This window comes from Promicromonospora sp. NPDC023987 (assembly GCF_040639055.1).
GTDB lineage: Bacteria > Actinomycetota > Actinomycetes > Actinomycetales > Cellulomonadaceae > Promicromonospora.
Genome location: NZ_JBEZZF010000005.1, coordinates 70,003 through 89,707, shown reverse-complemented (window position 1 = coordinate 89,707; position 19,705 = coordinate 70,003). Strand labels below are relative to the sequence as shown.

Below are 19,705 nucleotides of genomic sequence, written 5' to 3'. Positions count from 1 at the left end.
CCGGCTACTTGCGTCGTTTCGCGGCCCACACGTCGACGGCGACGGCGGCGACGATGATCACGCCCTTGATCACGTTCTGCCAGTAGGCAGGCACGAGCAGCAGGTCGAGACCGTTGTTGATGGTCTGGATCAGGAGCAGTCCGATCGCGGTGCCCCAGACCGTCCCGCGGCCACCCATGAGGCTCGCGCCGCCGATCACGACCGCGGCGATGGCGTCGAGCTCGTAGCCCTGCCCGAGGTTCGGGGCGCCCGTGATGACACGGGACGACAGCATGAGGCCGGAAAGGCCGGCGAGCAGCCCGCTGATGACGTAGACGCTGAACAGGATCCCCTTGGACCGCACGCCGGCGATCTCCGCGGCGAAGCGGTTGCCGCCGAGCGCGTAGACCCGCAGCCCGTACGCGGTGCGCCGCATGATGAACGCGAACGCGACGATCGCGACGATCATGAGGATGACGGGGACGGTGATCCCGCCGACGCTGGTGTTCGCGAAGACCCCGTAGGACGACGGCAGACCGTTGATCGGCGCGCCGTTCCCGATGACGTACGCGACGCCTGAGGCGAGCGTGAGCATGCCGAGGGTGGCGATGAACGGCGGCACGTTCAGCCGGCTCACGACCAGACCGTTGAGGGCACCGGCGACGAGGCCAGCGAGCACGGCGGCGCCCAGGGGATACAGCGGGTTGTCGCCCAGGTTCTTCGCGCTCCAGGCCGCGGCCATGGCGCTCGCCGCGATCACGCTGCCGACCGAGAGGTCGATGCCGCCGGTCAGGATCACCAGCGTCTGTCCGAGCGCGATGAGCGCGAACGGCGCGGCCGCGACGAGGATCGTCATCAGGTTGTCGGGGGTCGCGAACCGGGCGCTGCGGTAGGCGAAGAAGGCGATGATCGCCACCATGACCACGATCATGATGTGCCGGACGAGAAAGTTGCCGGCCGTGCCGGCCCAGTCACGTGCAGCGTGCGTCGTCGCGACGTCCGCACTGGAGGTTGTCATGATGCGTTCTCCTCGAGGATGAGACGGGTGTGCGCCTCCTGGCCGGAGGCGAGGCGGAAGATGACGTCCTGGACGTCGGCTGACGCGAGCTCCGCGCGCGTCAGGGAGCCGGCGACGGTGTGGTCGCGCAGCACGAGCGCACGGTGCGAGAGCGACAGGATCTCCGGCATGTCGCTGGAGGCCATGACCACGGCCATGCCCTGGCCGGCGAGCTCGGCGATGATGCGGTAGATCTCGGTGCGGGCGCCGACGTCCACGCCCCTCGTCGGCTCGTCGAGGAGCAGCGCGTCGACGGTGCCGGTCAGCCAGCGACCCAGGACCACCTTCTGCTGGTTCCCGCCGGACAGGTTCTCCATGTGCTGTCCGAGCCCGTCGCTCTTGAGATTCATCGAGCTCATCGCCGTGCCGATCGCGTCCGTCCGTCGGCGCTCGGCGAGAAGCCCGTACCGGGAGAAGGCGGCGATACGTGGCAGTGTCGCGTTGTCCAGCACGCTCATCGACAGCACGGCACCGGCTCCCTTGCGGTCCTCGGGCACGATCGCGACGTTGCGGCCGATGGCCGACCGGGGGTCGCCTGGCCGAAGCAGCGATCCGGCGACGGTGACCGTGCCCGCGAGCGGGCGCCGGATCCCGTAGATGCACTCGAGGAGCTCGGTGCGTCCGGCGCCGACCAGGCCGGCCAGCCCGAGGATCTCCCCTCGGCGCACGCTGAAGGAGATCGGTGCGGCGCCCGGGCTCACGACCACGTCGGTGACCTGCAGGACGACCTCGTCGCCGGGGGCCGGCAGCTCGGGGAACAGGTCCTCCAGCTCGCGGCCGATCATCGCGGTGACGATCTCGTCATCGGTGATGGTCGTCAGGTCCGCGTCCGCGACGAGCCCTCCGTCGCGCAGCACGACGACCCGGTCTGCCATCGCGCGGATCTCTTCCATCTTGTGGGTCGTGAACAGCACGGCGACGCCTTGGTCGCGAAGGCTCCTGACCACCTCTGCCAGCCGGGCGACCTCCCGTTCCGCGATCGCGCTGGTCGGCTCGTCGAGCAGCAGCACGCGAGCCCCACGGCTGGTCGCCTTGATGATCTCGATGATCTGGCGGACGCCGACCGGGAGCGAGCCCATGACGGTCCGCGGGTCGACGTCCAGCCCGAAGCCGGCGAGGTTGGTCCTGGTCTCGGCGATCATCGCCCGGCGGTCCAGCGTGCGCAGCGGCGTACGCAGCTCTCTGCCGACGAACAGGTTCTCGTACACGGTCAGCTCGGGGATCGAGGCGAGCTCCTGGGGCACGATCGCCACGCCGAGATCGGCGGCGGCCCGGATGCTGCCGGACGGCAGCGACTGCCCGCGTACCTCGACGTCGCCGGCCGTCGGCCGGTACTGACCCGAGGCGATCTTCATCAGTGTCGACTTGCCTGCGCCGTTCTCGCCGGCCAGGGCCGTGACCGACCCCGGTCGTAGCTGCAGGTCGATGCCTTTGAGGACGGGCACGCCGCCGAAGGCCATCTCGACGCCGCGGCACCGCAGCATCGGTATCTCAGGGGAGTCATCCACCACGGTGTCGGACAACGTCGGCTCCTTAGCTCGTGACATCGCCGGCACTGGCGACATCGCGACGATAAAGTGCCCGACAGCAGAATGCAAGTAGTGCTGCTCATGTGAGCACCGCGCTACAGTGAGCGACGTGGCGCACGGAAGGGCGCCGTCGGGGACCCGTGAGCGGTGCACTGCGCGTGGTTCGGGCGGCCCCCGCGGCGGACCGCGGGCCGAGTGCGGGCGCGAGGAAGCGTCGCGGACGGGCTGTGCCGTACGCGAGACCGTGCACCACGGGGCTATCGCGGCGTTGCGAGCTTCCGGGTCAGGCGGGCGTATCGGGTGCGCACCTCGGCCGTCCAGCACCTGTCGTCGGACGGCGTCTCGGCGGAGGTGAGCGGGACGCCCCACGACGGAAGCTCGCCGGTCAGTGCCCAGGCTGCCTGCCGGGCCGCCCCGAATGCCGCGTGCTCGCGCTGCTCAGGCCACAGGACGGGTCGGCCGAGAAGGTCGGAGATGGTGGCCCGCAGCTCCTGCGAGCGTGATCCGCCACCGACGACGAGCACCCGCCGGGGCTCGCCGAACGAGGCGACCAGGGCGTCGACGGCATCGGCGATCGCACAGCCCAGGCCGAGCAGGGTCGCGCGAGCGATCGTCGCGGGGTTCAGGGAGGTGCGGGAGAGGCCCTCGAACGCGCCCGCGCCGCGAGGTACGCGCGGGTTCCGCTCGCCGTCCAGGTACGGAGCGCAGAGGGCGCCGGCGGCGTCCGGCGGTGCGGAGCGGGCTAGCTCGCCGAGCCGCGTGATGCTGACGCCGAGCAGCCCCGCCGTTGCGGCGAGCACCCGGGCACCATTGAGCATCGCGACGATCGGGATGTGACCTGTTCTGGCATCCGCCATGCTGTCGATATAGCCGTTCGCGTCGTGCGAGGGCGAGCGGGACCGCATCGACACGGTAGCGCTGGTGCCGATCGAGATCACCACGTCGCCGAACTCGGTCTCCAGGCCGAGGTGCGTGGCGGCGTTGTCGCCGCACCCGGCGCCGACGACGAGCCCGGAGTCCGTTGTCCCCGCGGTCCCGTGGGGCGGGAGGATCTCGGGAACGTTCACGTCGTGTCCGAGGCTGTGTGTGATCAGCGCGTGGTCATAGGCTCCGGCCTTCGCCGACCAGTAGCCCGTCGCCGAGGCGTCCGAACGGTCTGTCGCCATCCTGTCGCTCGCCGCTCCGAGGAGCTTCCACGTGAGCCAGTCGTGCGGAAGGGTCACGCTGCTGACCTGCCGCGCCCGGGACGGCTCGTGCTCGCGAAGCCAGCGCAGCTTGCTGACCGGATGTGCCGCGTCCGGCAGCAGACCCACCGCGTCCAGCCAGGTCTGGTCGCCCAGCTCGTCCCGTAACCGGTCGGCGGCATCGATCGCGCGCAGATCGTTCCACAGGATGGCGTCGCGTACCGGAGCGCCGACGCGGTCCAGGAAGATCGTCGAGTGCTGTTGCGCCGTGATGCTGACGGCCGCGGCGCCGGTCGCACGGTCCGCGCCGACGCCTTCGAACGCGGACCACCAGCGGTCCGGCGAGACCTCGGTGCCGTCGGGGTGGGGGCGCGCGGCCGATCGTTCCAGCTCGCCCGTGACGGAGTCGACGACTACCAGCTTCGTCTGCTGGGTTGACGAATCGACTCCGGCGACCAGTCGTCTCGACATGATGGTCCTATCCGCCCAGGAGCCGGCTAGCCGTGTAGGAGTCGGTGACGAGCCCGGTCAGCAGCCGAGCGGTGAGCACCGCTCGGATCGCGCGGGTCTTCGTCGGGCCGCCTGCGATGGCGATCCGGGACTGGATCGCGCGCAGCTGTTTGTCGGTGACGGCGACGCAGCGTTCGTCGAGGTCGTGAACCACCTCTCCGGCGTCGGTGACGAGCGTGGCCGCGATCTCGGCGACGACCCCCCGGCGCAGGAGCCGCGCGCGGTCCTGGTCCGTGATGGCCGGGTTCATCATCATGAGCGAGTTCGGCGGGTCCCAGGAACCGATGGCACACAGGGCGACGGTGACCTCGTCGAACATCTCCACCGCGGCGGTCACGCCCGGCTGCCGGAGCACGCCGCCCGCGGTCTGTGCGTCGCTCATCACCAGCGAGGCGTAGATCGGCCAGGGCTGGACGTCCGGGAAGCTCGCCAGGCGGCGGATCACCTCGAGCCCGCTCTCCTGGATCGGCCCGGCGACACCGGCGAGCTGCACCACCACCCGGCAGGGGAGCCCTCTGATCTCGCGCGCCATCGCGTTGAGCGTGCGTCCCGACGTCAGCCCGAGGATGTCGTCCGGGCTGACCAGCTCGTCGATGAAGCTGGCGGCAGAGGTGCCGAGTGCCGCCTGCGCGGCCGCGTCGGAGTCGAACGGCACGTCGACAGCGATCGCGTGGTCCAGCCCGTAGCGGTTCTTGAGCTCCATGGACAGGTCGAGGTCCACCCCGGGCGTGCTCACGATCTCGAACCGGATGATCCCGCGCGACACCGCCTCGTCCAGCATCCGACCGACCTTGAACCGGCTGAGTCCCGTCTCGTTCGAGATCTCGACGCGCGACTTGCCGTTCACGTAGTGCTCACGCGCGACGTGCGCGAGCTGGACGCTCGACGGCTGACTTGCACTCACCACGGTCTCCTTCGTCTGCGTCTGCCATGTCGTGACCGACCCGCCTGCTCAGAATAGTGCGCGAGCGCTACTCTGAGCGCATCTGTTCGGTGTCCTGGACAGCGACGGTATGAACGGCGGCTGGCCACGTATCACCCAGACAGCCCGTACCCGGATAGTCCGTTATGCACCAGACTGTGGTGGCTACCACCAGACGTAGTGACCACGAGCAGAGGAGAGTCGTGAGCCGTCCCTCACGCACCACCCGAGTCCTGAACGCTGTGCTGGCCTTTTCCGTCAAGAGCCAGCGAGACCCCGCCGGGTCCTGGGCAAAGGCGGCCGCGCAGGTGGAGAAGAAGGCAGGTACCCAGGACCGCCCGTTCGCTGACGACCTCGGCAGGATCGTCGAAGGAGCGGCCGAGATCCCGCGGCTGTCGCCACTGGGCTGGTTCCTCATCTTCAACGAGGTTCAGGGGAAGTACGCCAACCGGCTGCGGGTCAACCGCGTGCTGTCCGAGCACCCGCAGGTTGCCGACGAACCGATCACAGCGCCGGTGTTCGTGTGCGGGATGCCGCGCACCGCCACGACCCTGGCCCACCGGGTACTTGCGGAGTCGTCCGACCACCGTGGCCCGCTGGCGTGGGAGCTGGCGCACACGGCTCTGCACGATCCGCGGAATGCGCGGAAGGTGGTCAAGCAGCTCGAGCTGGCCCTTTCCCTGATGGAACTGGTTGCACCGGGCCTTCAGGAAAAGCACCCGACCTATATCGACCGGCCGGAGGAGTCGGTGCTCTTCTTCGCGCACGGGGCCCACTGGCCGCTCCAGCGCGGGCCGATGCCCTCCTACAGTGCGTGGCTCGCCGACCAGGATGTGCGGTCTGAGTACGAGTACCTGAAGCTCGGGCTGCAGGTACTCCAGCACGGGCGCGAGCGTAAGCGGTGGGTGCTGAAGTACCCGGGGCACCTTGGCGACATGGAGACGATCAGGCAGGTGTTCCCGGACGCCAAGTTCGTGTGGACCCACCGCGACCCCGTCACGGTCATCGGCTCGTTCGCCAGCCTCCTGGAGACCCTGCAGGTTATGGTCCGGCATGAGGCGGACCCTGAAGTGATCGGACGATCCGCGTTGGATCATCTGGTCACCCAGGTTCAGCGCGGCCTCGAGATGCGTATGAGCCTGCCGCCGTCCTCGATCGTGGACGTGCCGTACCACAAGCTCAGCGCCGACCCGTTCACCGAGGTGCCTCGGCTGTACTCGGCGATCGGGGCGACGTGGACCACGCGCGACCAGGAGCACCTTGCCGACGTCATCGCCAAGCCGAAGGGCACTCCGTCCCACCGGTACGACCTGTCCCGCTACGTGGACCGCGCAGAGGTGGAGGCGGCATTCGCGCCGTACAACCGCATGCTGGACCGCCTCGACCTGCGCGACGCCGCCCCGGCCGTCGAGCTGTGACACGACGGGTGTGATCGCCGCGGCCGCTCTGCGCTGCTGGCTGGATGTCAGGAGGCCTGTGCGAGCAGGTGTGCGTTCTCCTGGTAGGCAGCGGTGAGCTTGACCCTGCTGAATCGCCAGCCGTTCTCGGTGCGCACTGCTTCGTTGTCGTAGAAGCCGACGACGAGCCAGCGGTTGGGTCCGCCGTCGGCGACCTCGTCCGGGACCCAGTGCTCGGCGCGCACGTGCGCGTGGGCTCGGGCGCGGTCGCCGTCGACGTCGATGACATGGCCGGTGATGGCATGGTGGGTCGCGACGAACGGGTCGAAGGACCCGCGGAGGATCTGGACGTAGTCGTCGAGGGCTGTCTCTGTCGGCGGGACGTCTGCGACGGACTGGAAGTCGACGACGAACGGGTCTGTGTGGACGAGGCGGGGCAGCTCGTCGAAGCTCTTCGTGTCTGCGATGTCGGCATAGCGGCCGAAGAGCTCGATGATCTCGCCGCGGTCGGATTCCAGGGTCATGAGTGGTGCCTTCTCTTCCTTGTCAGTGGTGCTGGGTCAGTGGTGCTGGGTCAGTGGTGCTGGCTGTTGAAGGGGAAGGTGGTGCCGGTCAGCTGTTCCGAGACGTCCCACAAGCGGCGGGCCGTGTCGGCGTCGCGCCCCCTCGCGGCGCGCCTGGCGGGCGCCGGTGCGCCGCGCAGCCCCAGCAGCCGGTCGGGGCCGATGTAGGCATCGCCGGGGACATCGGCGGTCGCGGCGTAGAGCGTCGGCAGGGCGCCGGCCTCTGCGGTGTGCGAGACCCTGCTCATCAGGGCCTTCTCCGCACGGAACCGCAGTCCTCGGCCGTCGGCGTTCATCAGGTTCGTCGTGGCGATGCCCGGATGGGCGGCGGTCGAGATCACCGGCGAGCCGGCAGCGGCCAGCCGCTTCTGCAGCTCATGGGCGAACAGCACGTTCGCGAGCTTGGACTGCCCGTACGCCGGGTATGCGCGGTAGCTCCGCCGCTGCCAGTTCAGGTCCGTGAAGTCGATCGAACCGATGAGGTGCGCGAGGGAGCCGACGGTCACGACCCGCCCGCGGACCTGGGGCAGGAGCAGGTTGGTCAGAGCGAAGTGCCCGAGGTGATTGGTCCCGAACTGCAGCTCGAACCCATCAGCCGTGCGCTCGAGCGGTGGCAGCGAGAGCCCCGCGTTGTTGATCAGCAGATCGATGGGCTCGGTGAAGGCGTGCGCGAACTCCCGGACGGACGACAGGTCCGCCAGGTCGAGGCGGCGCACCTCGGTGTGTCCGGCCATCGTGGCGGCCGCGGCGAGCCCCTTGTCCTGGTTGCGTACGGCCAGGACGACTCGCGCCCCTCGCTCCGCCAGGACGGAGGCCGCGACGCGGCCGATGCCGCTGTTGGCTCCGGTGATGACGACGGTGCGCCCGCCCATCGGCGGGACGTCGGTAAGGGTGAACGAAGTCATGGCAAAAATGTAGCCACTGACAACAGTGTTGTCAACGCCTACTTTGCTCGTGTGCTCTGTCGGCCATGAGTGACCAGTCTGAGCAGCGGCGATATCACCACGGGGACTTCGGGCCGCTCTGCTCGATGCGGCGGAGCAAGGTGGGGCATGGGCGTCGTCACCCTTGACTCGCCGCGGCGCAGACACACCGACGTGTAGTCCCGTGGACCCAGGCAAACGGAGACGAAGTGGGCCTGCAGTTAGGCCTACAGGCCGTCGTGCTGCGGTCTGCCGGAGCCATAGCGTGGGGCCTCGCGGTCGTCCCGCCGCGCCCCCGCCGAGGGTGCCGTACGCCGATGGCGGTGTACGCCGGCGCAGTCGCGGGAGCGGCCACGCCGTCCCTTGCGCGGCCTCGACCACGAACGGAGCTCTCAGCATGCATTCGCATCCGGCTGTACCGGTCGACCCGCGTCGTAGGCGTCGTCTGTTCCCAGGGCTCGTCGGGGCGGTCGTCGCTCTGGCCGTGCTCGCCACCTTCGCCCGTCTGGCACCGGTTGCTGAGGCGAGTGTCCAGCCGCCGACCCTGAGTCTTGCGTCGACCCTGAGTCTTGGCGGATTCACCATCAAGGCCTCGGCGGCCGAAGACCAGATGGCCCCGCCGATGCCTGAAGACCTGCGAGAGGGCGAGGACTACACGATCGAGTTCGATCTCGGGGACACCTCCAAGATCGACATGGATTTCCTCCGAAAGTACCTGGACGAGCTCGACGCACTGCCCCAGTTCAGCGATGGGGTCAACGAAGACGTCAGCACCCACAACACCGAAGATCCCAGACCGGAAGTCCCTGACTTCGACGCGGATATCAGCCTCGACGGCTCGGTGGTGACCGTCACTGTCGACGGCGACGACGTCCACACCTCGACGAACTGGTGGCAGGGCTTCATTGCAGGCATGGCCGGGGCCATCGCCGGTGCTCTTGCCGGGGGTGCCTGCGCCTTCCTCCTCGCGGAGTCCGGCCCTCTCATCGTCAAGAGGGTTTGCGGATTCGTCGGCGGGTTCATGGCCACCCTGGTCATCAATATGATTGCCATGGCGTTCGACGGAAAACTCCGTGACGCAAAAGCTTGGGGAAGTGCCTTGGGGCTCTCTCTCGGCGTGGGAATGATAGCGGCCGGGCTCGGCGACTTGATCGAGGGCGCTACACCCGAAGTCCTCGCCCAGATCAAGAGGGCAATCGGTTCGATGATGGAGCAGTTTCGCCAAGCCATCGGGCGCGCGGTTACTTGGGCCGGCGGGTACGGGTTGGTCGGGATCCAATTCATCTGGGATTTGATACAAAGCCTCAAGGGCAAGGTTGTAGGAGCCATCGAGAACTTCCATGCGATGTGCCAACCTCCGCCCCCGGACTACCTGGTCCCGGACGACTACCCCGGACCTCCTTACGAGCCGGTCCCCGACCACGGCGAATGGGTTGACGTCGACAGTGACGGCGCGCCCGATTATGTCGACAACGACGCTGACGGCACCGTCAGCGTCGGCGACGCTCTCGTCGTCGGCATCATTACCTACCATAATGGCGAGCCGATCTACCGGCTTATCGAGGTTGTTGGCGTCGACTAATTGTAGTTGCGGGCGTCAAAGAAGCCGGTTCGACCGCGCCCTTCTGGAGTGCTCGAACACAATCTACAGGGGTGTCGCGCATCATGTTTCTTGGAGCTGCAAAGAGAGCAAGGACCTGCCACGGGGCCGCGCCGTTGCGGGGCGAGAGATGCCCTACTTGCGGTCAGGCGGGACAGGCGGCCATAAACTACGTCGGCATGACCACTCTCGTCGTGCTGATCGTGGCGGCAGTGATGGTCGCGACCACACAGGTGGCGGCGAACGTCGAGGCACAGCTTCTGTGCGCGGTCGACTCGATCGGCGCGGAAGGCGGCGAGACCAGCTGCGGAGAGGCGGTGGACGAGAGGGGCCCGCAGGAGGATGAGGACCTCGCTGACTTGCCGGACCCCGAACCGCTGCGGATGTATCAGATAGAGGCCGGGGACGGACAAATCTATGACCTGGAGCTGAGCGGCGGTAACGAGTTCGATCTGTCCCTGGCGAATCTGGAGGGTGAGGGCGGCGATCCGGACGGTAAGGGCGTGAATGACCCGGAGGAGGACTCCGGTAAGGGCGTGAACGACCCGGAGGAGGACTCTGGCAAGGGCGTGATGGGGGACGAACTGACTTGCCAGTAGACCCACGTGGCGGGCGACGATGACAACGGGACATCGGGTTCATGGTCGACGCCCTCGTAGACGGTGCCTGGAAGTCTCGCCGGAGCACGAGCCGCTTACCGGACGAGCGAGGACGTCCAGGCATCCGGATGAGCGGCGTCATGTCATCGCGCCGAGCTGAGGTCCGATGGCCGCGAGCAGGTCCTGGGACGGGACGTCAGTTCTGCCCGTCGCGCTCGCGAATCGCCTGACGGTGGAGCTCCCGCGCGCTGTCGATGAGAGCCGCACCGTCAGGTCCCCACATCATCCGCATGATGCGACGCTCGTTCTCGGGCGCCTGCAGCTCACGGATCAGAGGCTGGGCTTCCGCGAGCGACTGCGCCGCTTCCGCGCGCTGCGCGCCGTCGAGGCCCGCACTGACTTGGATCCGTTCCGGGAAGGTCGCCAGGATCGGCGTGTGGAACTGCTCATAGACCTCCGCCAGCACGTCTACGGCGAGCTGCTGTGACGGGTGCCAGTTCCGTTTCATGGCGGCGTCCATGACCTCGTGCATGTTCTCACCGGTCTTCGGGAAGATGCTGCCGGTCTCGCTGCGCCCGAAGAGGTCCCAGTACTTGTCGTAGAGCGCGTCGAGCTCCGCCACGGTCCCCGGGATCTCTTCCTCGGCTGCGCCGACCAGACGCAGGTACGCGCCCATCTCGCGAACGTACTGTTCGCGCTGGTCGTCGGTCAGCGGCCGGGGAGCAGCGTCGCCGTGGTAAGCGAACTGCTCGTACATCCAGAGGATCGGATGCAGCTCGGTGATGGCCGCCCACATCGCGTCGCGCGGCTCGCTGGCCGCGTACCCACCGAGCTCAGGGGCGCCGACGTCGATGATGTCGCCCTTGACGTGCTGGTGGATCTTGTGCAGGTGCCCGGCCATTCGGGTCGCGGTCGGGGTGTCCCCGAGCCACATCGGCGCGTGCATCCCGGAGTTGCGCTGGGCACGCTCGAAACCGTCGAAGACGGTGTAGGTACCTGCGCGGCCCTTCCGGGAGATCGGGTCCTCGTCGCGGATCCCAGCCGAGATCGGCTTGTACAGGAGCTGAAGGGTCGCCTGCGCGACGGTCTCGAAGACGATCGTCGCGGGATGCAGCAGCACGTCCCAGACCACGCTGCCCGGACCGAAGACCCCGTGGTCGGGAGTCCCGTCGCTCTTCAGCGACCGCCCAGCGGGCACTGGCTCGCCGAACCGGCGCCAGCGCCTTTCGGTACCGAGCAGGCGCTCTTCGGTAACGACCTTGTCGACCTCGCCGTCGACCTCGGCATTCGCGCTCATCGCCGGACTCCTTCACCTCGCGGGCATAAGTTCCCGGGCGGGAACTGTTGTGCTGGCGAGGGTAGGAGCCGATCTCGTCGACGTCAACCGGCTGCCGGGGCATGCCAACGTCAGGCCCTGCGCCCGAGGTGATGCTCATTCGTCAGGCGGGAGCGAGCCCCTCGAGTCCGCGAACGAAGATCTCGATGGAGACGTCGAGCTGGCGCGCGTCGTAGGTGTTCGTCCACGAGCGTGCAGCTTCGCTCAAATATCGCGGGTTCTCTTCGGGGAGCTCGCGGAGCACTTCGTGCAGCCATTGATCGCGCATGCCGGCACCGCCCGTGGTCGTGAGTGCGACGCCCTGACCGTATGTGTCGCAGATGTCGCTCAGCATCGCGACCGCCCTCATGCCGGTTTCGAGGTCGAAGCCGGCTTCGACCAGCTTTGCGAGCACGGCCTCCGTGGCCGCGAGGAGCAGGGCGTCGGTCGACCGGGAGACGCGTACATGTCCGGCCAGGGAGCCGAGCGCGGCCACGGCCGCCGCTATGCCATACCCGTAGATCCGGCTCGCCTCACGCCAGTCGCTCTCGGCAGGGATGGTGACCGTGGCGAAGCTTCGCGCGAACGCTTCGCTCGCGACCAGCCGGAGCAGGGTCTCGCGATCCGACACATGGTGATTGACGGCTTTGCGATCGACCCCGAGCCGGTTGGCGACGGCCTGCATCGTCAGGTCTTCGGGGGCTATGGATGACGCGGCGCTGAGGATGTCGGAGAGGCTGAGGCCCGCCTTCACTCCCTGTGGGCGGCGCTTGGCGGCGTCGGCGTGTACGCGGGTCACCACTGACCTTCTTCCGTGGACAGGTGTGCATCTGTTGACGCACTTCGGGCAAGAGCCTAACCTTCTGCCATGTTCCCGCCCGGGAACAGCGGAGGTCTGGTCCGGCTCCGGGGGACCGTCGAAGGGAGAAGGCATGTGTGTCATCGAAGGGGACTGGTCCGTGGAGCTGAGCGCTCCGTCAGGCAGGCGGACAGCATGAACGTAGGTGCTACGCAGACCCGGGCGGCCGTGTTGCGTTCGCGGGCGGGAGAGTTCGACGTCGAGGCGGTCACGATCCAGGCACCCGCGCCGGACCAGGTACTCGTGCGGATCGTCGCCGCGGGAATGTGCCATACCGATTCCGTCGCACGTGCGATGGGCAGCTTCCCCATCATCCTGGGACACGAGGGCGCCGGTGTCGTCGAGGCTGTCGGAGCGGCGGTCACGAGCTTGCGGCCCGGCGATCACGTCGTCCTGACCTTTGACTCGTGCGGTGTGTGTACGGCGTGCCGCGACGGCCGGCCGTATCACTGCGCTGCGTTCGAGCTGCTGAACTTCGGGGGGCACGGACCGGACACCGAGCCCTCGGCTCGACTTTCCGACGGTGAGGGTGTCGCCAATCGTTGGTTCGGCCAGTCATCCTTCGCCGGGTACGCGCTCGCGAACGAGCGGAACGCCGTGAAGATCCCCGACGACGTCGATCTCGAGCTGGTCGGGCCGCTCGGCTGCGGGGTCATGACCGGTGCGGGATGCGTGCTGAACGTGATGCAGCTGCGCCCGGGTGACTCCGTGGCGGTATTCGGCGCCGGAGCCGTCGGTCTTTCTGCGGTCATGGCGGCCAAGGCTTCCGGTGCGGGCGAGATCGTCGCCGTCGACATCCACGAGAGTCGCCGTGCCCTCGCGCTCGAGCTGGGCGCCGACCGCGTCGTCGATCCCGGTGCCGACGGCGACCTTGCTACCCAGGTCGTCGGCGGCGGTGCCGCCTTCGACTTCTCCCTCGACACGACCGCACGCGGGGAGGTCATGGCGGCGGCGGTGGCGGTGGTCGGCCGTCCGGGGCTCGCGGTGCTGGTCGGAGCTGGTTTCGAGCCGCTCACCCTGGCTCCTGCGTCGCTTGCGGGCAAGTCGATCACTTACGCCTACATGGGCAATTCGAACCCGCAGGTGTTCATCCCGCGGCTCATCTCGTTCTGGCAGCGTGGCCAGCTCCCGTTCGACCGCCTCATCACCTTGTTCCCGTTCATGGACGTCAACCAGGCGGAGGCCGCCTCCGCGGCCGGTACCGCGATCAAGCCCGTCCTCGTGATGAACGGAGAGAACTGATGGCAGCTCAAGAGGTATCGCCCATCGCCGCAGCGCACGGCGCGCGAGCGGCCTTCACGTCCGGCCGTACCGCCGAGACGCGGTGGCGCCGCGACCAGCTTGCCGCTCTCGATCTGCTCCTGGCCGACAACGGCTCGGCGATCGAGGCCGCTCTGCAGTCCGATCTGGGCAAGCATCCGCTCGAGACGCACACCATCGAGATCGGCTCGGTCCGTTCTGAGATCGCCGTGACGCTCAAGAGCCTCGCCGAGTGGACGAAGCCGCGGGAGGTGGTGGCACCGGACTACCTGTTGCCCGCCACCGCGTCGACCGTCCTGCAGCCTCTCGGCACGGTGCTCATCATCTCCCCGTGGAACTATCCGGTGCACCTGCTCCTGATGCCGCTCGTGGGTGCGATCGCCGCGGGTAACGCCGTCGTCGTGAAGCCCAGCGAGCTCGCGCCGCAGACGTCGCACCTGATGGCGAAGCTGTTCCCGGCATACCTGGACTCCGATGCCGTCCGGCTGGTCGAGGGCGCCGTCGACGAGACGACGGAGCTGTTGGAGTTTCCGTGGGATCACATCTTCTACACCGGCAACGGCACGGTCGCGAAGATCATCATGGCTGCGGCGGCGAAGCACCTCACGCCGGTCACCCTCGAGCTCGGCGGTAAGTCTCCGGTCTGGATCGACGAGTCGGCCGATGTCGACGCCGCGGCAGGCTGGCTCGCCTGGGGCAAGCTCCTCAACGCGGGCCAGACCTGCATCGCGCCTGACTACGTGCTCGCCACGCCCGCTGTGGTAGATCCCCTCGTCGAGGCGCTCGTACGACACACCGCCGAGATGTACGGCGACGATCCGCACGCCTCGGCAGACTTCGGGCGCATCGTCAACGCCCGCCATGTCGACCGCCTCGCCGGGCTCCTCGGCTCAGGCGTCACCGTCATCGGCGGACAGTCCGACCACGAGGACCGCTTCGTCGCCCCGACCGTGCTGCGGGACGTGACCTTCGACGACCCCGTGATGAGCGACGAGATCTTCGGACCGATCCTCCCGATCGTTACCGTCGCCGACGCGGACGAAGCCATCGCCTTCATCAACAGCCGCGACAAGCCGCTCGCTCTGTACTGCTTCACCGAGCGTACGGACGTGCGCACTGCCTTCCTCGAGCGCACAGCATCCGGAGGGATCGCCATCAACGCCACGATGGCGCAGGCGGGCATCGACGGCCTCCCCTTCGGCGGGGTCGGAGCCAGCGGAACGGGCGCCTACCACGGTGAGCGCAGCGTTCGGGTGTTCAGCCACGAGCGGGCCGTCCTGCACAAGCTCGACGGCCCCCATCACGCGCAGGCCAGCTGGGCGCCGTACACCGACGAGAAGCAGCGCATGCTCCGCGGCCCGGTTTCCGGTGCCAGCCAAGAACCCTGATCCGACCGACACATCGAGAACCACGGAGACGACCCATGCCTCTGCACGCCACGCAGCACGAGCCGACAACGGCCTATGACATCTCCAGCAAAGAGTTCTGGTCCAGGTCCCCGGACGAGCGCGACGACGTCTTCCAGCGGCTGCGCACGGAGGCTCCGGTCAGCTGGCATCCGCCCATCGAGGCGAGCCTGCCACCTGAAGTGCATGGACAGGCCGGGTTCTGGGCCGTGACCAAGGCCGAGGACATCACCTACGTCAGCCAGAACCACGAGCTGTTCAGTTCGGCCCTCGGGTCGAGCGCGCTGTATCCCTACGGGCCCGACACCGGGTCGCGTGCGGTCATCCTGGACATGGATCCGCCGGTCCACACGGCGTATCGGAAGGTCATCAGCTCGGCGTTCACCCCCAAGGCGGTCGCGAGACTCAGCGGACAGATCGAGGCACGGGCGGAACAGATCGTCGACCGTGTGATCGGTGCGGGCAGCATCGACTTCGTCGACGACGTCGCCGCGAAGCTGCCGATGATGACCGTGGCCGACCTCATCGGCATCCCTGAGCACCACGTCGAGAGGTTCGCCGAGGCCGGCGACCGGATCGTCCTGCTGCAGGACCCGCTCGCCCTTCCCGAGGGCGTCGACCCCAACGAGCTGCTGGGCGAGGTCATGGGCACGCTCGGCGAGATCGGCTTGCCGCTGGCTGAGGAGCGTCGCAAGAACCCGGAGGACGACGTCATGTCGGCGATCGTTCACGCCGATGTCGACGGGGTCACCTTCGACGAGCAGGCGATACTCAGCGTGATGACTCTGCTGAGTGTCGCCGGCAACGACACAACCAAGCAGACGACGACCCATGCGGTGATCCAGCTCGCCCAGAACCCGGATCAGAAGGCATGGCTGCTCGACGACTTCGAGGGCCGCATCGCGGGCGCGACCGAGGAGCTCATCCGCCACGCGTCACCGATCATCTCCTTCGCGCGCACCGCGACCGAGGATCTGGACCTCGGCGGTCAGCGGATCCTCGCCGGTGACAAGGTCGGCATCTTCTACGCCTCCGGCAACCGCGACGAGTCCGTGTTCAAGAACCCGCGCCGATTCGACCTCTCTCGCGGGCGCAGTCCGCACGTGGGCTTCGGCGGCGGCGGCGTGCACTACTGCCTCGGCAACAACGTCGCCAAGGCTCAGCTCCGCGCGCTGTTCAAGCAGATCCTCACCAAGCTGCCCGACATCGTGGTCGGCGAACCCGAGCGGCTCAACAGCGACTTCATCAACGGCTATCGGCATCTGCCGGTCGTCATCAGCTAGACAGGAGCCCATGAGATGACCACGCAGCGCATTGTCGTCGACCGGAACCGTTGCACAGGCATCGGAATCTGCGAGTCGATCTTTCCCGAACGGTTCGAGGTCGATGATGACGGCACTCTGATCGTGCACGACACCGTCGTCACCGCGGAGAACCGCGCCGGGGTCGAGGATGCCGTGCAAGCATGCCCCGCGGCCGCCCTGTCACTCGCCTCCAGGGACGAAGAGTGACCCTCGTCGTCGTCGGCAGCTCGCTCGCCGGCCTCCGCGCCGTCGAGGCAGCACGCCGCGAGGGCTTCGCAGGAGAGATAGTGCTCATCGGGGCGGAGAGACACCTCGCGTACGACCGGCCCGCTCTGTCCAAGGCGTATCTCGTCACAGGCGAGCCGGTTCGGCACTTTCAGACCGTGCAGGTGCTCCGTGATGACTTGCAGGTCGACGTCCGGCTCGGGGTGACGGCGACCGGTCTCGACCCTGCAGCCAAGATCGTGCGCACCTCGACCGGCGTTGTCCCGTATGACACCCTCGTCATCGCGACCGGTGCGGCTCCGCGTGTGCCGCCTGACATTCCGGCCCTCGACGGTGTCCTCGCGCTCCGCACGATGGAAGACGCCGCCGCACTGCGCGAGCTGCTGCACCCGGGCACCCGCGTGCTCGTCCTGGGCGCGGGCTTCATCGGCTCCGAAGTAGCGTCGTCGTCCCGGCAGCTCGGTGCGGTTCCTACGGTCATCGACTCGGCCCCCGTACCACTGGTCCGTGCGGTCGGCACCGACATCGGTAGAGCTCTGGCGTCTCTCCACATGCGCAACGGCACTCCGCTGCGTCTGGCGACGGCGGTGGAAGAGTTCATCGGACGTGACCGCGTCGAGGGTGTGCGCCTGACGACTGGCGAGATCCTGCCGGCAGACCTCGTGGTGGTGGGAGTGGGTGCCGCGCCGGCGACCGGCTGGCTCACGGAGTGCGGGATCGAGCTGGACCCACGAGATCACGGCATCGTGTGTGACGCGTACCTCCGCACGTCGCTTCCTGATGTCTTCGCGGCCGGGGACGTCGCACACTGGCCCAACGCCGACCTCGGGGCGACGATGAGGCTCGAGAACTGGACGAATGCCTCTGCCCAGGGCGCTCACGCCGGCACCAACGCTGTCACCCCCGACGCAATGACCCCGTACCGCACGGTGCCGTACTTCTGGAGCGACTGGTACGGCCAGCGGATCCAGTTCGTGGGAACCGGAGCCGGTGACGACGTCGAGTTCGTCTCGGGCGGGCCTGACGAGGAGCGTTTCATCGCGGCCGTCTGGCAGGGCGACCGCTTGGTGGGAGCCGCCGCGCTGAACGAACCGCGAAAGGTCATGAAGCTCCGTCGCCTGATCGCGCTGCGTGGGACCCGGCAGGACGTCCGGGAGCTCCTCGACCCGGTCCCGCAGGCGGTCGGCTTCGCCGGCCGCGAGGAGTCCCTTCCGTCCGTCTCGGGCACAACCTCTGAAAGGCGCCAGTCATGACGCAACCGAACAAGAACGAGCTCATGGTCGTCTCCGGGGCCGCGACGGGCATCGGGGCTGCGACGGCACAGGAGCTCGCCGCGATGGGATACCACGTCCTTGCTGGAGTGCGCACCGATGGTGAGGCGGACGGCGTCCGGGCCCCAGGTGTCGAACCAGTGACCCTGGACATCACCGTCCCGGAGCACATCGAGTCCATCGCGGAGCGCATCGCGGACGACCCGGAGGAGCGACCGCTGCGCGCCGTGATCAACAACGCGGGGATCGAGATCAACGCCCCCGTCGAAGTGCTGCCGCTCGATCTGTGGCGCAAGCAGTTCGAAGTCAACCTGTTCGGGCATGTCGCCGTCATCCAGGCACTCCTGCCGTTCCTCCGGACGAGTCGAGGCAGGATCGTCAACATCAGCTCGGTGGGTGGAGCCGCCGCACTCCCGATCTTCGGCGCGTACGCAGGAACCAAGTTCGCACTGGAAGCAGCGAGCGACGCACTGCGTCGAGAGGTCACAGCGCAAGGCGTACAGGTCGTGGTGGTCCAACCCGGTGGAGTCAGGACCGAGATGGCCGCGCACAGCGGAAAGATCTCCCTCGAACGCGCCGACAAGCTGAGCGTCGAGCACCAGCGCCTGTACGGCGACCTCATCAAGTCAACGGTCGCCGCGAACACTGCCTTCCTGAAGCGCGCTCTGCCCGCTGCGAGAGCCGGAGTCAAGATCGCCAGAGCAGCCACGACGGCCCGCCCCCGGGCGAGATACACGCTCGGCATGGACGCTGCCTTCACCATCCCCCTCGCTCGCGTCCTTCCTGCCCGCCTGATGGACAGGGTGCTGTCGGCGAGTCACCGGTCCCAGCGGAACACGTCCTCGCACTGACACTCACGATGCACTGACACGCACGATGCGCTGACACGCACGACGAGGAGCTGAATGATGGATATCGGGCTGCACTACTTCACCTTTACGCATCCGGAGTGGGAGACCACCCTGGCTGACCGCCTCACCGAGACCGCGCAGATCGCTGACGAGGGCGGTGTGAACCTGCTGACGGTCATGGACCACTGGTTCCAGATGCTGCAGTCGGGCGGACCGTACGAGCCGATGCTCGAGGGGTACACCTCGCTCGGGTACCTCGCCGGCGTGACGAAGAACGTCCGGCTGAGTCTCTTGGTCACCGGGGTCACCTACCGGCACCCTGGGCTCCTGGCCAAGACGGTCTCCACGCTGGACGTGCTCTCGCGAGGGCGCGCGATGCTGGGCATCGGGGCGGCCTGGTACGACCGTGAGCACGCCGGCCTCGGTGTGCCGTTCCCGCCGATCGCGGAGCGTTTCGAGCGTCTCGAGGAGACCTTGCGGATCTGTCGGCAGATGTGGTCGGACAATGACGGAGCCTTCGACGGCAAGCACTATCAGCTGGCGGAGACGATCAACCTCCCGCAGCCGCCGCGCGGTACTGTCCCGGTCATGATCGGCGGGGGAGGTGAGCGCAAGACGCTGCGGCTGGTGGCCCGGTACGGGCAGGCGTGCAACCTGTTCGGCGGGCCGGGCGAGGAGGCGTTCGAGACGGTCAGGCACAAGCTGAGGGTGCTCCGGACGCACTGCGAGACGCTCGGCACCGACTACGACGCGATCGAGAAGACGATGATCTACCAGGGCGACGTGCTCGGCGATGTCGATGCCTTCCTCACGGACATGGACCAGTACAAGGCACTGGGTATCTCGCTGGTCGGTCTCATGCCGACGCCGTACGAGAACCCGGTCCCTTGGGCGACCGGACTCGTCGAGGACGTCGTGCCGCGGCTGAACCAGGTCTGAATGGTCGAATCG

At 67.8% G+C, this 19,705-nt stretch carries 18 protein-coding genes; 10 read left to right on the top strand and 8 right to left on the bottom strand.

The features are described 5' to 3' along the window. Positions 1-4: 4 nt before the first annotated feature. From AB0F40_RS04290 to AB0F40_RS04275, 4 genes are all read right to left on the bottom strand, one after another. Positions 5-997 (bottom strand): ABC transporter permease, encoded by a 993-nt coding sequence (locus tag AB0F40_RS04290; RefSeq protein ID WP_357464551.1) that lies wholly within the window; start codon positions 995-997, stop codon positions 5-7. Next, entirely contained in the window at positions 994-2,559 is a 1,566-nt protein-coding gene (locus AB0F40_RS04285; RefSeq protein WP_357464549.1) for a sugar ABC transporter ATP-binding protein, read from the bottom strand. The genes AB0F40_RS04290 and AB0F40_RS04285 overlap by 4 nt, the downstream gene beginning before the upstream one ends. A 263-nt stretch (positions 2,560-2,822) precedes the next feature. Next, entirely contained in the window at positions 2,823-4,220 is a 1,398-nt protein-coding gene (locus AB0F40_RS04280) for an FGGY family carbohydrate kinase (protein ID WP_357464547.1), read from the bottom strand. Between the two features lie 7 nt (positions 4,221-4,227). Next, positions 4,228-5,163 (bottom strand): sugar-binding domain-containing protein, encoded by a 936-nt coding sequence (locus tag AB0F40_RS04275; RefSeq protein WP_357464545.1) that lies wholly within the window; start codon positions 5,161-5,163, stop codon positions 4,228-4,230. Between the two features lie 221 nt (positions 5,164-5,384). Between AB0F40_RS04275 and AB0F40_RS04270 the strand changes: the two genes are divergently transcribed. Then, positions 5,385-6,599, top strand: coding sequence for a sulfotransferase (locus AB0F40_RS04270; protein WP_357464543.1), 1,215 nt, complete (start codon positions 5,385-5,387; stop codon positions 6,597-6,599). Between the two features lie 47 nt (positions 6,600-6,646). On the opposite strand, the gene AB0F40_RS04265 is transcribed toward AB0F40_RS04270, so the two are convergent. Further along, positions 6,647-7,102, bottom strand: coding sequence for a nuclear transport factor 2 family protein (locus tag AB0F40_RS04265; protein ID WP_357464541.1), 456 nt, complete (start codon positions 7,100-7,102; stop codon positions 6,647-6,649). 50 nt (positions 7,103-7,152) lie between these two features. Continuing rightward, positions 7,153-8,046: an oxidoreductase gene (locus AB0F40_RS04260; protein ID WP_357464539.1), complete on the bottom strand. Its 894-nt coding sequence runs from the start codon at positions 8,044-8,046 to the stop codon at positions 7,153-7,155. A 502-nt stretch (positions 8,047-8,548) separates the two neighbouring features. On the opposite strand from AB0F40_RS04260, the gene AB0F40_RS04255 reads away from it, so the two are divergent. Beyond that, positions 8,549-9,646, top strand: coding sequence for a hypothetical protein (locus AB0F40_RS04255; RefSeq protein ID WP_357464537.1), 1,098 nt, complete (start codon positions 8,549-8,551; stop codon positions 9,644-9,646). 197 nt (positions 9,647-9,843) lie between these two features. Beyond that, positions 9,844-10,263, top strand: a complete 420-nt coding sequence (locus AB0F40_RS04250) for a hypothetical protein (protein WP_357464535.1) — start codon at positions 9,844-9,846, stop codon at positions 10,261-10,263. A 196-nt stretch (positions 10,264-10,459) separates the two neighbouring features. Here the strand turns inward: AB0F40_RS04250 and AB0F40_RS04245 are convergent, their stop codons facing one another. Further along, positions 10,460-11,560 carry an oxygenase MpaB family protein gene (locus tag AB0F40_RS04245; RefSeq protein WP_357464533.1) on the bottom strand — a complete coding sequence of 367 codons (1,101 nt, stop codon included), beginning with the start codon at positions 11,558-11,560 and terminating at the stop codon, positions 10,460-10,462. 142 nt (positions 11,561-11,702) lie between these two features. Further along, complete coding sequence (locus tag AB0F40_RS04240; RefSeq protein WP_357464531.1) at positions 11,703-12,377, bottom strand: hypothetical protein; 675 nt, start codon at positions 12,375-12,377, stop codon at positions 11,703-11,705. Between the two features lie 195 nt (positions 12,378-12,572). Between AB0F40_RS04240 and AB0F40_RS04235 the strand changes: the two genes are divergently transcribed. The 7 genes from AB0F40_RS04235 to AB0F40_RS04205 are packed head-to-tail and all read left to right on the top strand — an operon-like array spanning position 12,573 to position 19,693. Next, positions 12,573-13,679, top strand: coding sequence for an NAD(P)-dependent alcohol dehydrogenase (locus AB0F40_RS04235; protein ID WP_357464529.1), 1,107 nt, complete (start codon positions 12,573-12,575; stop codon positions 13,677-13,679). Then, on the top strand, positions 13,679-15,085 hold the full coding sequence (locus AB0F40_RS04230) for an aldehyde dehydrogenase family protein (RefSeq protein ID WP_357464527.1): 1,407 nt from the start codon (positions 13,679-13,681) through the stop codon (positions 15,083-15,085). The genes AB0F40_RS04235 and AB0F40_RS04230 overlap by 1 nt, the downstream gene beginning before the upstream one ends. A 35-nt stretch (positions 15,086-15,120) precedes the next feature. Continuing rightward, positions 15,121-16,386 (top strand): cytochrome P450, encoded by a 1,266-nt coding sequence (locus tag AB0F40_RS04225; protein WP_357464525.1) that lies wholly within the window; start codon positions 15,121-15,123, stop codon positions 16,384-16,386. Between the two features lie 15 nt (positions 16,387-16,401). Next, on the top strand, positions 16,402-16,614 hold the full coding sequence (locus AB0F40_RS04220; protein ID WP_357464523.1) for a ferredoxin: 213 nt from the start codon (positions 16,402-16,404) through the stop codon (positions 16,612-16,614). Beyond that, the gene (locus AB0F40_RS04215; protein ID WP_357464521.1) at positions 16,611-17,885 is read left to right on the top strand and encodes an FAD-dependent oxidoreductase; all 1,275 of its coding nucleotides are present in this window, start codon (positions 16,611-16,613) and stop codon (positions 17,883-17,885) included. The genes AB0F40_RS04220 and AB0F40_RS04215 overlap by 4 nt, the downstream gene beginning before the upstream one ends. Beyond that, positions 17,882-18,754, top strand: a complete 873-nt coding sequence (locus AB0F40_RS04210; RefSeq protein WP_357464519.1) for an SDR family NAD(P)-dependent oxidoreductase — start codon at positions 17,882-17,884, stop codon at positions 18,752-18,754. Before AB0F40_RS04215 ends, AB0F40_RS04210 begins: the two co-directional genes overlap by 4 nt. A gap of 57 nt (positions 18,755-18,811) precedes the next feature. After that, entirely contained in the window at positions 18,812-19,693 is an 882-nt protein-coding gene (locus tag AB0F40_RS04205; RefSeq protein WP_357464517.1) for an LLM class F420-dependent oxidoreductase, read from the top strand. Positions 19,694-19,705: the final 12 nt, after the last annotated feature.

Excerpts from the sequence above, each read along its gene's own strand:
- AB0F40_RS04290 (WP_357464551.1), bottom strand. The coding sequence starts at position 997 with ATGACAACCTCCAGTGCGGACGTCGCGACGACGCACGCTGCACGTGAC.
- AB0F40_RS04280 (WP_357464547.1), bottom strand. The coding sequence starts at position 4,220 with ATGTCGAGACGACTGGTCGCCGGAGTCGATTCGTCAACCCAGCAGACG.
- AB0F40_RS04265 (WP_357464541.1), bottom strand. The coding sequence starts at position 7,102 with ATGACCCTGGAATCCGACCGCGGCGAGATCATCGAGCTCTTCGGCCGC.
- AB0F40_RS04260 (WP_357464539.1), bottom strand. The coding sequence starts at position 8,046 with ATGACTTCGTTCACCCTTACCGACGTCCCGCCGATGGGCGGGCGCACC.
- AB0F40_RS04250 (WP_357464535.1), top strand. The coding sequence starts at position 9,844 with ATGACCACTCTCGTCGTGCTGATCGTGGCGGCAGTGATGGTCGCGACC.
- AB0F40_RS04245 (WP_357464533.1), bottom strand. The coding sequence starts at position 11,560 with ATGAGCGCGAATGCCGAGGTCGACGGCGAGGTCGACAAGGTCGTTACC.
- AB0F40_RS04235 (WP_357464529.1), top strand. The coding sequence starts at position 12,573 with ATGAACGTAGGTGCTACGCAGACCCGGGCGGCCGTGTTGCGTTCGCGG.
- AB0F40_RS04230 (WP_357464527.1), top strand. The coding sequence starts at position 13,679 with ATGGCAGCTCAAGAGGTATCGCCCATCGCCGCAGCGCACGGCGCGCGA.
- AB0F40_RS04225 (WP_357464525.1), top strand. The coding sequence starts at position 15,121 with ATGCCTCTGCACGCCACGCAGCACGAGCCGACAACGGCCTATGACATC.
- AB0F40_RS04220 (WP_357464523.1), top strand. The coding sequence starts at position 16,402 with ATGACCACGCAGCGCATTGTCGTCGACCGGAACCGTTGCACAGGCATC.
- AB0F40_RS04210 (WP_357464519.1), top strand. The coding sequence starts at position 17,882 with ATGACGCAACCGAACAAGAACGAGCTCATGGTCGTCTCCGGGGCCGCG.
- AB0F40_RS04205 (WP_357464517.1), top strand. The coding sequence starts at position 18,812 with ATGGATATCGGGCTGCACTACTTCACCTTTACGCATCCGGAGTGGGAG.